This is a genomic window from Formosa algae, assembly GCF_001439665.1.
Classification (GTDB): domain Bacteria; phylum Bacteroidota; class Bacteroidia; order Flavobacteriales; family Flavobacteriaceae; genus Formosa; species Formosa algae.
In genome coordinates this window covers 1-13,772 of the sequence record NZ_LMAK01000013.1, presented here as the reverse complement: position 1 = coordinate 13,772, position 13,772 = coordinate 1, and the positions used below count along the sequence as shown (strand labels likewise).

The window sequence follows — 13,772 nt, the reverse complement described above, 5'->3', positions numbered from 1 at the left end:
AATGTATTATCTACCTCCTCTTGAAGATCTACCTCCAGATGATGATCCTGGACTTCCAGAATACGATGATCTACTACTGCTACTACTAGTAGATGTTCTGCTAGGAGTAGAGTAACTTCTTCTTGAAGACGACGATGAACGTGTTGTCGTATTGTTTGATCTATTAGTACTGCTACTTCTGGTACTAGAAGATCTTGTATTGCTTGTGGTTGTAGGTCGTTTTCTATTATAATTTGTAGAATTTCGAGTTGTTCTATAAGAACGTGTTGTTGTGTTACTATTAGAACTTCTAGATGTTGATTGACTGTTTCTACTTAAATTTTGGTACCTGCTACTACTTGTGTTAGAAGTAGATCTACTATAGCGGTTGCTATTTAAATATATGTTATTAGAATTGTAAGCAAGACCTCTGCTGTAGCCTAGGTTATTACCTCTACGACCATTCATATAATATCTGTTGTTCATATGTCCACCAGGGCGTCCATAGTAATGACTAGGATATCCCCAACCAAAGGCCCAGCCTCCGCCGTAGCCCCAACCTCCGTAATAAGGTGGGTAATATCCGCCACCCCAGCCCCAACCGTAGTAAGGTCTGTTCCATCCAGCGTAACCCCAACCATACCCGTTATAAGGATAGCCGTAGCCAAATCCGCCATACATAAACGGATCATTATATATAGTCACAGTCACACCATTCGTTTCTTGACCCCAACCGCCATTACCATTGTAATCGCTTTGGTTGTCGTAGGTGTCGTCGTAAACTTCTTCTGTATAGGTGTTGCTTTGGTAACTATCTACATCTGTGAATATTGAATCTTGCTCTGCTTCTGCATTGTAAAGCTCTATCTCTTGAGATTTCTCTTTAAAGTAGTTCTTATAGTATACATTATCTGCAGTGTCGTAATGGTCTTCATATACAACAGTGTTGCTAGTAGAAGAACCATATATTCCATCGTTACTTTGTTGTGCGTAATCCTGCGAACTTACACAAGATGAGAGTATAAGTAAGCTAGAAAGCATTGTAAAGAAAAGTGAATTTTGTTTTAGAATATCTTTATATCTCATATCAGGATTAAATTTATTGTTGAACATAACAAAAATAGTTAGTTTTGCGTAACTATTTAATGTATTTAACATAGTGGCAATATTTATGCCAAATTTAACAATATGAGCAAAAAACTTACAAGCAGGGCAGAAGACTACTCAAAGTGGTATAACGAATTAGTAGTAAAAGCAGATCTCGCTGAAAATTCGGCAGTTAGAGGATGTATGGTGATAAAACCTTACGGATATGCTATTTGGGAAAAGATGCAAGCTGAATTAGACCGTATGTTTAAAGAAACAGGGCATCAAAATGCATACTTTCCATTATTTGTGCCAAAGAGTCTATTTGAAGCCGAAGAGAAAAATGCAGAAGGCTTTGCTAAAGAGTGTGCAGTGGTTACACATTATAGATTGCAAAATGATCCTGATAAACCTGGAAAATTACGTGTAGATCCAGAAGCAAAATTAGAAGAGGAGCTTGTAGTTAGACCAACAAGTGAAGCTATAATTTGGAATACGTTTAAAGGTTGGGTTCAATCTTACAGAGATTTACCTTTATTAATAAATCAATGGGCTAATGTTGTGCGTTGGGAAATGCGTACCCGTCTGTTTTTACGTACAGCCGAATTCTTATGGCAAGAAGGACATACTGCACACGAAACTAAGGCCGAAGCCATTGCAGAAGCAGAATTAATGAATAATGTGTATGCTACCTTTGTAGAAAACTTTATGGCAATACCTGTTGTAAAAGGACTTAAAACAGAGAGTGAGCGTTTTGCAGGAGCAGACGATACCTATTGTATTGAAGCCTTAATGCAAGACGGTAAAGCATTGCAAGCCGGAACGTCTCATTTCTTAGGGCAAAATTTTGCAAAGGCCTTCGATGTTAAATTTACATCTAAAGAAGGAAAGCAAGATTATGTTTGGGCTACGTCTTGGGGAGTGTCTACACGTTTAATGGGGGCGCTAATAATGACACATAGTGACGATCATGGTTTAGTATTACCTCCAAACTTAGCACCTCACCAAGTTGTAATTGTTCCTATATATAAGACAGATGAACAATTTGATGAGATTTCTAAAATTGCGAATTTAATTATAAGTGATTTAAGAGCTAAGAATATATCTGTTAAGTATGATAACCGTACAACATACAGACCAGGCGCTAAGTTTGCTCAACATGAGTTACAAGGTGTGCCTTTGCGTATTGCTATAGGGCCAAAAGATCTTGAGAACGGAACTGTGGAGCTAGCCAGACGAGATACATTGACTAAAGAAGTTGTGTCTTTAGACTTGCTTACAGGTATTGTAGAAGGGTTAATGACAGAAATACAAAATACTTTATATAAAAAGGCATTCGATTTTAGAGCATCTCATACTACAGAAGTTAATACTTTTGAGGAATTTAAAGATACTTTAGAAAAAACTGGAGGTTTTATTTCTGCGCATTGGGACGGTACAACAGAGACTGAAGATAAAATAAAAGATATTACTAAAGCTACAATACGCTGTATTCCAGAAAATTCTGTAGAAGAAGAAGGCGTTTGTGTATTTAGTGGAAAACCCTCTACACGTCGAGTGTTATTCGCTAAAGCCTATTAATTTAATTTTTTTTCAAAAAACTTTCATTTGTTGTTGCAACATTCAAAAAAGGTTGTATATTTGCACCCGCAATGGGATAAATATTAAATAAAAAATCACATTGAAAGTTTTTTGAAAAAATGTTTTGCAAATTAAAATTAAATTTTATATTTGCACACTCAAAAAAAAATAATGGCCCGTTCGTCTATCGGCTAGGACGCCAGGTTTTCATCCTGGTAAGAGGGGTTCGATTCCCCTACGGGCTACAATCATTTAATAAGAAAAGATCAAATGGCAAATCATAAGTCATCGTTAAAAAGAATTAGAAGTAACGAAGCTAAACGTTTAAGAAATAGATATCAGCATAAAACGACTCGTAATGCTATTAAGAAGTTACGTGACGCTGAAACCAAAGAGGAAGCACAAGCTTTATACTCTGACGTAGTTTCTATGATCGATAAATTAGCTAAGAAGAATGTAATTCATGCTAATAAAGCTGCAAACCTTAAATCTGGTTTAACAAAGCATATCGCTGCTTTATAAGAATTACTTCAGTTATATAATAACAAGAAGCTCTACAGAAATGTAGGGCTTTTTTTGTGCGTTATATATTTTAATGTATCGTTTTAGTGTTTTACTAGTATTAGTGATACTGATACGTATTAGAAATGTGTAGAGGTTTATGGCGTTCCATAAATAGAGCTGCAGAAGTTCTTATTTGTCTCCTATTATTTAAGATTTAGGATGTTGCATCGATAAAAACACTAATTATTACGATAAACTGCAAATTTTGCTTGAGTTTCGGAATTTCTTTTGATATCTTAGCCAAAACAAATTCTTTAGAACTATTTATATTATGAAAAATCTAATTTTTATATTGACTCTTATTCTAAGTCTTAATGTGTGTGCTCAGAATACTTCATTTGAAGATACAAATGTTTTTGTTAGAGTTTACGATGCACAAGGAAAAAAAATTAATAAAGGACATATTGTATCTATTTCAGATACTTCACTTCAATTGGTGAAAAGAGGGGAAACTATAGATGTTCCAATAAATGATATTGGTTCTATTAAAACCAAATATTCAGGATGGACTAATGTGGTAACAGGAGCTGTTCTTGGAGCAGGGGTTGGTTTTATTGCTGGAGATCCAGAAGTTATTGCAATAGGAACTGTTGCCGGTGCTGCTGCAGGATGGATTACTACATTGTTTAAGAAAACAGAAACCTTCGATATTGATGGAGATGCTGCTAAATTGGAAGCATTAGAAAGTCTATTAGTAGAATAATACTAATAATATTTAATTACATTTTAAACACTTTAGTTAAAACAAAAAAAAACTCAGCTTAGAAATAAGCTGAGTTTTTAGTTTAAAGGTACTTTAAATTGTTTTATTCTATAACAATACGCTTACTAATAGAGCCATTGTTTTCTGCATTTACTTTAAGAATATAGATACCAGATGTTATTGCTGATACATCTAAACGGTTATTAGTTAATTCTGTTGTAGACAGTACTCTTGATCCTAAAACGTTATATAATTGAACAGATTGAATTTGAATATTATTTTCTGATTTTATATTAATTTCAGAATTTGCTGGGTTAGGATATACTTTTAATCCGGAAGCAAATACGTTATCACTTACAGATAAAGTTTCATTTGTCAAAGTTAAATAATCTAAAAATGCTTCATCTTCACCTGAAGACCATGTCCAAGGTCTGCTATCGCTAGCATCGTCTGGTGGAGTAGTAGGGCGTCCTGTTCCTCTCGCAAATATTGCAATACTTGTTTCGTCTCCACTATTAAAGGTTAATTCGTATTCACTATAGCTATCTTCTCCTGGATGAACTAAAGTTGTGAAAGCAATGTTGTTGTCGTCATTTTCAACACTTGTAATGTCGGTATATCCAAAACCAGATGTAGGCTTAATTGTAGCGTCTGTGTAATATGTTATCTCATATCCTTCTTCGTAACCAGATCCCTTAAGTATGCGTATTTCTAATGTTGTTGGAGTTGCGTCTGGATCTACGTCATCATCAACTCTTGCAGAATATGTTAATTTATATTCTGTATTTGGTAATACAGCTACTTCTTGATAAATTAAATCAGACTCAAAATTATCAAATTTGAGTGCCTTATTTGGATCCTCAACACCGGTTGAAGATGTTTCTCCTTGATCTCCCAAGTCTTTATTAATCCAATGCGAACAAGCACAATCGCTAGAGCCTTCAGCTTTAGGGATTTGGTCGAATTGCCCGTTTTGTACAACTGGGTCTTGCGCGAATGCAGAAAATGATGCCAATAGGCATAATGAAAGTAAAGTTTGTTTCATGATGTTTAGTTTTATTTAGTTATTATTAATGTTTTTGATTGGATTACCAATCTGGTTAACCAAATGTAATGAAAAAAATCATTCGTTTGTTAATTTGTTTTCATAATCGCAATTATTAAGTGTTTTGTTGTTTAAATTAATTATATAAGATGCGTTATGGTGATATACTAATAATTAATTAATAAATCTTATGAAATTGGTCGTGGTAAGGGTTTGCCTTAGGTAAATGCTAAGTTGTTTATTTATAGTTTGTTATGTTTGTCGGTTTTTTTGCTTACTATTTTAAATATTTAATTCAGATAATAAATTTTAGGTATTATAGGTGAAGTTTAAGAATTATAAAGTAATACCTGAGCTTAAGGAGTTATTTTAAAAAAGCAGAACGCGTATATCATTTAGTCTATATTACTAAATGCTATACGCGTTATAAAAATAATCTTAGAGCGGCAGCTATATTAAAAAAGAGCTACTATAAATTTATTCTGTTTTCAATGCGTTTATATCTATAATTAATTGGGCTACTGAAGCTCTATTTAATCCGTTGTAAATACCTCTAATATGTTTGTTTTTATCAATAAGTAAGAAGTTTTCTGTATGTAAGAAATCGTCCAAGCTTTTAGGTTCCCCCAAATCATTTTCAACAAAATATTGTTCTCTACCTAGAGCATATATTTCTGTCTTGTCTCCAGTTACTAAATGCCATTTGTTATCGATAACGTTATGAGATTTAGCATAGGCGTTTAATACCGGCACAGAATCTGTTGTTGGCATTACAGAATGTGACAGTAAAAGTACTTCGGGATCATCTTTAAATTCTTCTTGTACTTTAAGCATGCTTTCAGCTAATTTTGGACAGATACCTGGGCAAGTGGTAAAGAAAAAATCGGTGATGTATATCTTGTTTTCAAAAGTAGCTTGGGTGACAGTATCTCCCAATTGATTTATTAATTTGAAATCTGGAATTTTATGAAATTTTTGTTCTTCTGTAGTTCCGGGGGTAATCCAATGTGGTGTGAATGATTCGTCTTCATAATACGGAAGATAATCTACTCTGCTAGTTTCAGTAGTTTTAATATCTTCTTTTTTTGGCTCATTCTTACAGCTTGTACTTAGTACAAGTATTATAATTAATACTGGGCTATATTTTTTTATCTCTTTTAATAACTTCATCTTCTAGTTTATAACATGAATTTGCTCTTTTCATTCCAAAAATACGCCCGTTTTTGGCTTCGTAATTTACATATAGGGTTCCGTTTTTTAACCACGCCTGTTGTAAACCATTTTCTTTTCCGTTAACGAGTTGTCTTTGTTTGGCTAATTGTCCATTAGGATACCATTCCTTTTGAACACCTTGTTTTACGCCGTTTTCATAGTAAGTTTCTGAAGACAATACACCATTATCCCACCATGTTTTATATGCAAGATCTAAACGGTTGTGTTTGTAATACGACTCAATACGAAGTACACCTTTATCCGACCATTTTCTGGCTACGCCTTCTCTTTTGCCATTAACAAAGCCTAATCGTTCTGCTAGCGTGTCATTTGAGTGGTATTTAACTGAATAACCAAAATAAGGTTTGTCTTTGTAATACCATCTCCCTTCTATTTGGTTAAGTACCAAATCATCTTTCAAAACTTCAATATTGTTAATCTCAATAATGACTTCAGTTACGTCTACATTCTTATGCGTTGTCGTGTTATTACAACCTATAAGAATGAATAAAGAAACATATATTATGACGATAAGTGCTTTCATTAATTAATAACCTTGAAACGGACCAGCAAATGCTAAATACGATCCTGTTGTAGAGTATATTTCGTTTATAATGTGGTAATGGTATTCTTCCTCACCATCTGTATATTGTGTCTCAGAGGTGTGTCCTCCAGATTCATCTAAATCTGTAGGATACGTTCCAGTAGAATAACATTGTCTTCCGTACAGAAATACACCATCTAATAAAATCCCTGCTAAACTATCGTCATCATCTGTAAACGCTATGGGTTCTAAATGATAGTGATATACGCCAGGACCAATATGTGCACCTGTCCAGTCTAAAGATGCTGCAGCCTCGTCTAAATCGCCAGCACCTTCTTGATCATTAAAGATTGATGCTCCGCTAACAGCAATACCAATCGTATTTAATTCTGTGTCTACCGTGTTTCCTGTTAAATCTGGAGTCGCATCAACAGTAATAGTTACTGCATTATTGTTGCTAGACATAATAGAAGGCGTTATTGCTACATCTGGCTCTTCTATATAAAGGGTGTTTCCTTCTCCCCAATATACTGTTTCGTGATCGGGTAAACCTGTTGTTTCTATAACAACATTAGATCCGTCTAGGTAAATTGTAGTGGCTTCAGAATTAAATGCGGCAAATGCGGCGTGTAGTTCTGTTACGGTGTCGTCGTCATCGTCATCTTGCGTTGTAGTGTCGTCACTAGTGCTAGAATCGTCGCTACTTGTAGTAGAATCATCACTAGAGCAAGCCATAAATAATGAAATGGCTAATGTTGTTAATATAAATGTTGCGATTGTTTTTTTCATGTGTTTTTGTTTTAGAAGGGTATTATATTAGTGGGGTTAATTTATTTTTAAGAGTCTGTATTAGAGTTGTCTTGTGCTGTAATTATGGTCAGGTTCTGATATTCTAACGATAAAACTACTCTTTTTATACATTGTAAATTAATTAAATCTACTTACAGTATTAGATTTTAAGTAGATGGCATGATATATTCAGTCAGTAGGAAAACGAGAACTGACTAAAGTCCTATTTTTTAATCTAAAAATAGTGTATGTATAAAATCGAAATGACTAAACTTAAAACTACTATACTGTAGATTAAGTTGTTTTTAATCTTATATAAAACAGCGATACAGACTAATTATTAATATGGTGTATTGTTAGCTGAAAAAAAATGAATGCGGTTTAGTGATATAAATTTTTTGATGTAGAACGACGATAATGATAGTATAGAGGAGGTGAAAAAGCGTGAAAAGCAGAATAAAAAAAGGGTTTCAATTGCTTGAAACCCTTATAAACACTAGTGACCTCGACTGGATTCAAACCAGTAACCTCTTGAGCCGTAATCAAGACGATATACTTTTGTTTATTACCTGTTCTTTACCAAAAAACACAAAAACCCCAACAAAACAAAGACCTAACACAAATAAACCATATTTTAACTATCCTTACATTACTGTTTAATACCGTAAAAAGTGTGAATATTGTGTGAATACAATTATCTTTGTTTCAAATAATAAATATGGCTTACAACATCTCAATTTACCACGAAACAAGACGAGTAAAGGAAAATGGCAAATTTTCAGTTAAAATTAGAGTTTACAACAAGCACGATAACAAAAAAACGGTACGATACTTCACCACAGGAATTGATTTAACTGAAAAAGAGTTTGAAACAATTTGGCTAAACCCTGAAAACAAAAACTTAAGAGGTACAAACAAAGAAATAGAATTAAAGCTAAGAGCTATAGAAAAAAGAGCTAATGACGAAGCTCAAGCGATGTCTGTTTTTGACTTTTCTAAATTTGAAACAAAGCTTTTTCGCAAATCCACAGATAAAAACAACATTAAGTACTATTTCAATCTAGCAATTGAAAAAAATAAAAATATAGATAAAATTGGTACAGCAGAAAGTTATAGATATACTCTTAATTCTTTAGCTAATTTTAGCGAGCTAATTAATAAATGTAACATTGAAAAATTAACATTTAATGAAATTACAGTGGAATGGCTAAAAGCTTATGAGAAATTCATGATTAACAAAGGTAAAAGCTATACTACCATAGGAATTTACACAAGAACACTTCGAGCAGTTTTTAATAATGCTATAGAGCAGAACGATATTAGCAATGACATATATCCTTTTGGAAAAAACAAATACAAAATTCCACGTACCAAAAAAGTTAAGAAAGCACTTAACAGTATTCAGCTTAAAGCATTATATGAATCTAAGGTTGAAAACAATAAAGAGGAAGAAGCCAAAGACTTCTGGTTTTTTAGCTATGCTTGCAATGGAATGAATTTAAAAGATATTGCATTACTCAAATATTCAGATATTGATGACAATAAGTTTAAATATTATAGAGCAAAAACTTTCGACAAGTCCTCAGAAAAAACAGAAATCACTATTTACCTAACTGACTTTACAGCTAAAATTATAGAAAAGTACGGTAATGAAAACAAAAATGGGTTTGTCTTTAATATAATAAGTAAAGAAGACGATATCAATACTCAGTACAAAAAAATAAAAAACTTCAATCGCTACATAAACGATCACATAAAGAGAATTGCGAAAGCAAACAATCTACCATTAGATTGTAGTTTTTATTGGGCACGTCATTCTTTTGCAACGAATTCAATTCGTAAAGGAGTAACAATGGAATTCATTAGCGAAGCTTTAAATCATAGTGATCTTAATGTTACAAAAAATTATTTCGCTGGCTTTGAAGATGAAGCAAAAAAGGAATTTGCTGATTCTTTACTCGACTTCTAAAAAAAAATATTTGTTTTTAGAACTGCATTTACTACACTTACTACATGAATTTCACATAAGATAGAATGAAAGACGTATTAATTAATGACAACCTTTTAGAAGAAGTTAGAACAAGTAAAAACACTTCAAAATGGCAAGATGTAAATTGCGAAAGAATTGTAGATTTTGGCTATACGCATGAATATTTATTAGCGAAACGTAATGTTGACGATATTATAAAAAAGTCTTATACAGATACTTTTAAAGGAATGTACAGGACAGACGAGTGGAAAGAGTATACCAGTCACGATAGACCAAATGAAAACACTATAATAAACCACTGCTCTTTCTTAATCGAAGGTGCTTTGCATAATAGAGTAAACTTATGGGCGAAGATCGGTACACTTCTAGAATTAAAAGACCAACACAACTTAAATAATCAATACATATATCTCTCATCTCTAACTCCCTATTTCAAAAGATATGCAAGTAATTTTAAATCAGGCTACAATCAGTTCTTGAATGTTATTGTAAAACCATATTTGCTATTCGACAACAGCAAAGAAGAGGCCGCTCATATAATTTTTAGATTTATAACAAATAATCATTCAAATGCGCCAGTTTCAACTGTAATTACGGGGTTTGATTTTGAAAATGAAAATTACAACATCAAATACGACTTAACGGATGGTTTAATTGAAGGGTATCTTTATAAAGCTTGGAGTATTATTTTTACTCAAAATGAACTATTCCTACCTATATTCAAAAAGTATTCAAGTGGAGAGGTTTTCACTAACACAAATAAAGCAAAAGTAATAAAAGATGATATTCTAAAAATGCAAAACAAACTTATCCCTAAGGTAAGCATAGAGTATGTATATGATTTTTTTAGCGTATTAATAGAGCCTAACAAAAAGGGAACCTTTTATTTAGACCAACAAAAACTATTAATTTTTATTGAATCTACTTTTATAAACAAAAAACCAATACAACAATCCTTTAATGTTCCCTTTAGTAAAGACAAAAAAGATGTTAGAAGTGTATTTCGAAGATTTTATGAAAATTGTTTTGATTTAGAATACGACAAGAAAAATTTAAGTAGAAAGTATTTTGACATAATGAATAATGCTTTTAAAGGTTTTTCAGTAGATAAGGATTTACCAAAATGGCACGAAACCAATAACCAAATACTAACGAAAGATAAGCCGAAAGGTAAATTATAGGTTCTAAAGGTTAAAACATAAAAGGTAAAGGCTATTCAGTTTCTAGAAAGGTAATAATCTGATACCATTGTGGTAGAAACGTATAAAATTACTACTATGGAAGTACCTCCTTTTACACAAACTCAACTGGATGTTATTGAGATTAAACACTCAAACATTAAAATTTTAAACTATTTACACCATTGGGAAAAAACCAAACAAGAACAAGAAGAGGAAGACCCTAAGAATATTGATGAAATCTCTTTAATAACAGGGTACACAAAAAAGACCCTTTATGGTTACTGTCAAAAAAACCAAATTCCGCACTACAAAAAAAACGGACGTCTTTTTTTCTTTAAGTCTGAAATTATTGAATGGATTAAAGAAGGAAAGCAAAAAACACTTAAAGAAATTCATTCTGATACTGATGACTTTTTAACTAATAAAAATAAAAGGTTGAAGTAATGAAAAATCACTACAACAACCTTGAGAATTCGCAGTCACAAGGTAATAATTTTAATTTAAGGGAAGAAACTAATATTATAAGTAATGATCTTATAGAGGAGCGGAAACCCTTATTAGATGAGATTCTTAAAGAAACTGAAACTCTTTTAAATAAGACAGCTAGTGATCTTCAAGTATTGAAGAATAATCAAGCAGATAGTATTTTAAAAGAAATACTTGAAGGTATAGAGCTTGTTGCTTTTAGTGTCTATTGTGAAGAAAATAAACTTCGAAAAAAGCATTTTTTAGTTGCTTGCGTAGAAATATTATTGGAATTAGTAAATAAAGTCGACTATAGTCTTTGTAGAAAAAACAAGTTTATTTATTTGTATAATTCTGAGTATTGGGAAGTTATAAGCGTAGTTGATTTTAAAGATTTTTTAGGAGATGTTGCTTTGAAAATGGGAGTTGATAAATTTGATGCTAAACATCATCTATTTAAAGAAGATTTGTATAAACAGTTTTTATCAGATGCACGCTTAAAAGAAGTTGAAAGTAATGGAAGTACGACACTTGTGAATTTGAATAACGGAACTTTTGAAATAACACCTACAAGGCAAATTTTAAGAGAGTTTAGAAAGTCCGATTTTCTTACCCATCAACTACCATTTGATTTTAAAAGTGAGGCAAATGCACCGCAGTTTCAAATGTTTTTAAATGAAGTGTTACCAGAACAAGAATTACAAGATATTTTAGCAGAATATTTAGGTTATATTTTTGTGAAAAACAATGTTTTAAAACTAGAAAAGGTGTTGCTTTTGTATGGTGCTGGAGCAAATGGTAAAAGTGTTTTATTTGAGATAATGATGGCTTTATTAGGTAGTCAAAATGTTACAAATTTTTCATTAAATAGGTTAACTGACGATCAAGGAAATTCTAGAGCACAATTAGGGGGTAAATTACTTAATTATTCAAGTGAAATTAATGGGAAGCTTGAAAGCAGTATTTTTAAACAATTAGTGTCAGGAGAACCTGTAGAAGCTAGATTTCTTTATAAAGACATTCAGATTATGACGGACTATGCAAGGCTTATGTTCAACTGTAATGAGTTACCAGGAAAGGCAGAGAATACAAATGCTTATTTTAGGAGACTTCTAATTTTACCTTTTAGAGTTACTATTCCTCCCGAAAGACAAGACAAGGATCTTTCGAAAAGAATCATAAAAACAGAGTTGTCAGGTGTTTTTAATTGGGTTTTGAATGGCTTAACGCGATTATTGAAAAATAAAGATTTTACTCAAAGTAAGATTGTAGAAGAAGAAGTTTTACAATATAAAAAAGAAAGTGATAGTGTTTTAATGTTCTTGGAAGAAGAAGGGTATTCTATTTCTTTTGATAAAACAAGTCCACTTAAGAGTGTTTATATTGAATATGTGGATTATTGCAAAATGAATCATTATACAGTTTTTTCTAATCAGAATTTTTCAAAAAGATTAAAGGCAATGGGATATAAATTGGGTAATCGCAAAAGCTATGGGTTTCCTCTTTTTATAACTAAAAATATATCTAATTAAATGAAAATGTTTAGATATCAATTAGAACCATATAAAGGAATGAAAACTCGTTTTTGTTGCCCTAAATGTGGTAAGAAGAATGTGTTCACTAAATATGTAGATACTGAAAGTAATGCTTATTTAAATGAATTAGTTGGTTGTTGTAATAGGATGCTAAAATGTGGCTATCACTATAAACCTAGGGAATATTTTCAAGATAACAATATTTCATCTGCTATAAGTTTTAAGTCTAAAGGAATCGGTGATAAAAAATCGAAACTGAAAACTAGTTTTATAGCTATTGATATTATGCAGAAAAGTATGTCTGGAAAGAATTATTTTATTGACTATTTAGCAAGTCTTTGGGATATGGAAACGGCTAATTTTTTAAAAGAAAAATACAATATTGGTACATCAAAATATTGGAGTGGAGCTACAGTATTTTGGCAATTGGATAAAGAAAGAAGAGTAAGGAGCGGAAAAATTATGCTCTATAATCCTAAAAGTGGTAAAAGAGAAAAAAAACCATTCAATCATATCAATTGGGTTCATAGCGTTTTAAAACTGAAAGACTTTAATCTTGATCAATGTTATTTTGGTGAACATTTATTGGTTGAAGATAAGAACAAGCCTGTTGCTATTGTTGAGAGTGAAAAAACAGCTGTAATATCTAGTATTTATTTGCCGGAATTTATTTGGCTTGCCTGTGGGAGTGTAAATAATTTGAATGCTTCAAAAACAAAATGCTTAAAGGGTAGGAGTGTGATTTTATTTCCAGATTTGAAATGTTATGACATTTGGAATGATAAGATTCCAACATTTACAAATTTAGCAACTTTTAGAACGTCTACTTTATTGAGAGATTATGCTACTGAAAAGGAAAAAGACATGGGGTTGGATTTAGCTGATTATTTAATCAAAATTAAACCTTAATTATTTTGAATAAATTGGGTTTCCGAGAAATAATAAAGCAAGATATGTGTTTTACTCTTGTTTTATTTTTCGAATACATTTATATCCAAATATTTTTATAACTATATGCTTTTATACATTTATAACATTATATCGAAATAGATTTATACCAATGTACTCTTGTATTCTTATAACACTATAGCTTTATAT

13 protein-coding genes and 1 tRNA gene are annotated in these 13,772 nt (G+C 31.9%); 9 read left to right on the top strand and 5 right to left on the bottom strand.

Annotation, left to right across the window (positions count from 1 at the left end):
• Window positions 1-6: 6 nt before the first annotated feature.
• Window positions 7-1,065, bottom strand: coding sequence for a hypothetical protein (locus AST99_RS04690; RefSeq protein WP_232301577.1), 1,059 nt, complete (start codon window positions 1,063-1,065; stop codon window positions 7-9).
• A 102-nt stretch (window positions 1,066-1,167) separates the two neighbouring features.
• On the opposite strand from AST99_RS04690, the gene proS reads away from it, so the two are divergent.
• The 4 genes from proS (at window position 1,168) to AST99_RS04670 (ending at window position 3,913) form a co-directional block, all read left to right on the top strand.
• Window positions 1,168-2,646, top strand: a complete 1,479-nt coding sequence (gene proS / locus AST99_RS04685; protein WP_057779694.1) for a proline--tRNA ligase — start codon at window positions 1,168-1,170, stop codon at window positions 2,644-2,646.
• A gap of 173 nt (window positions 2,647-2,819) precedes the next feature.
• Window positions 2,820-2,891: transfer RNA gene (locus tag AST99_RS04680), tRNA-Glu, on the top strand.
• Window positions 2,892-2,916: 25 nt separating this feature from the next.
• The gene (gene rpsT, locus AST99_RS04675; RefSeq protein WP_057779809.1) at window positions 2,917-3,168 is read left to right on the top strand and encodes a 30S ribosomal protein S20; all 252 of its coding nucleotides are present in this window, start codon (window positions 2,917-2,919) and stop codon (window positions 3,166-3,168) included.
• Window positions 3,169-3,481: 313 nt separating this feature from the next.
• On the top strand, window positions 3,482-3,913 hold the full coding sequence (locus AST99_RS04670) for a hypothetical protein (RefSeq protein WP_157486298.1): 432 nt from the start codon (window positions 3,482-3,484) through the stop codon (window positions 3,911-3,913).
• A 103-nt stretch (window positions 3,914-4,016) separates the two neighbouring features.
• On the opposite strand, the gene AST99_RS04665 is transcribed toward AST99_RS04670, so the two are convergent.
• From AST99_RS04665 to AST99_RS04650, 4 genes are all read right to left on the bottom strand, one after another.
• Window positions 4,017-4,958, bottom strand: coding sequence for a T9SS type A sorting domain-containing protein (locus AST99_RS04665; protein ID WP_083495598.1), 942 nt, complete (start codon window positions 4,956-4,958; stop codon window positions 4,017-4,019).
• Window positions 4,959-5,435: 477 nt separating this feature from the next.
• On the bottom strand, window positions 5,436-6,128 hold the full coding sequence (locus AST99_RS04660) for an SCO family protein (protein WP_057779688.1): 693 nt from the start codon (window positions 6,126-6,128) through the stop codon (window positions 5,436-5,438).
• A complete protein-coding gene (locus AST99_RS04655) occupies window positions 6,097-6,714 on the bottom strand; it encodes a toxin-antitoxin system YwqK family antitoxin (protein WP_057779686.1) in 618 nt (205 codons plus the stop codon). The genes AST99_RS04660 and AST99_RS04655 overlap by 32 nt, the downstream gene beginning before the upstream one ends.
• A 3-nt stretch (window positions 6,715-6,717) precedes the next feature.
• Complete coding sequence (locus tag AST99_RS04650; RefSeq protein ID WP_057779684.1) at window positions 6,718-7,503, bottom strand: YHYH protein; 786 nt, start codon at window positions 7,501-7,503, stop codon at window positions 6,718-6,720.
• 718 nt (window positions 7,504-8,221) lie between these two features.
• On the opposite strand from AST99_RS04650, the gene AST99_RS04645 reads away from it, so the two are divergent.
• From AST99_RS04645 to AST99_RS04625, 5 genes are all read left to right on the top strand, one after another.
• Window positions 8,222-9,472: a tyrosine-type recombinase/integrase gene (locus tag AST99_RS04645; protein ID WP_057779682.1), complete on the top strand. Its 1,251-nt coding sequence runs from the start codon at window positions 8,222-8,224 to the stop codon at window positions 9,470-9,472.
• A gap of 65 nt (window positions 9,473-9,537) precedes the next feature.
• Window positions 9,538-10,674 carry a hypothetical protein gene (locus tag AST99_RS04640; protein ID WP_057779680.1) on the top strand — a complete coding sequence of 379 codons (1,137 nt, stop codon included), beginning with the start codon at window positions 9,538-9,540 and terminating at the stop codon, window positions 10,672-10,674.
• A gap of 96 nt (window positions 10,675-10,770) precedes the next feature.
• Window positions 10,771-11,118 carry a helix-turn-helix domain-containing protein gene (locus AST99_RS18420; protein ID WP_057779678.1) on the top strand — a complete coding sequence of 116 codons (348 nt, stop codon included), beginning with the start codon at window positions 10,771-10,773 and terminating at the stop codon, window positions 11,116-11,118.
• A complete protein-coding gene (locus AST99_RS04630) occupies window positions 11,118-12,671 on the top strand; it encodes a DNA primase family protein (protein ID WP_057779676.1) in 1,554 nt (517 codons plus the stop codon). The genes AST99_RS18420 and AST99_RS04630 overlap by 1 nt, the downstream gene beginning before the upstream one ends.
• Window positions 12,672-13,583 carry a DUF6371 domain-containing protein gene (locus AST99_RS04625; protein WP_057779675.1) on the top strand — a complete coding sequence of 304 codons (912 nt, stop codon included), beginning with the start codon at window positions 12,672-12,674 and terminating at the stop codon, window positions 13,581-13,583.
• Window positions 13,584-13,772: the final 189 nt, after the last annotated feature.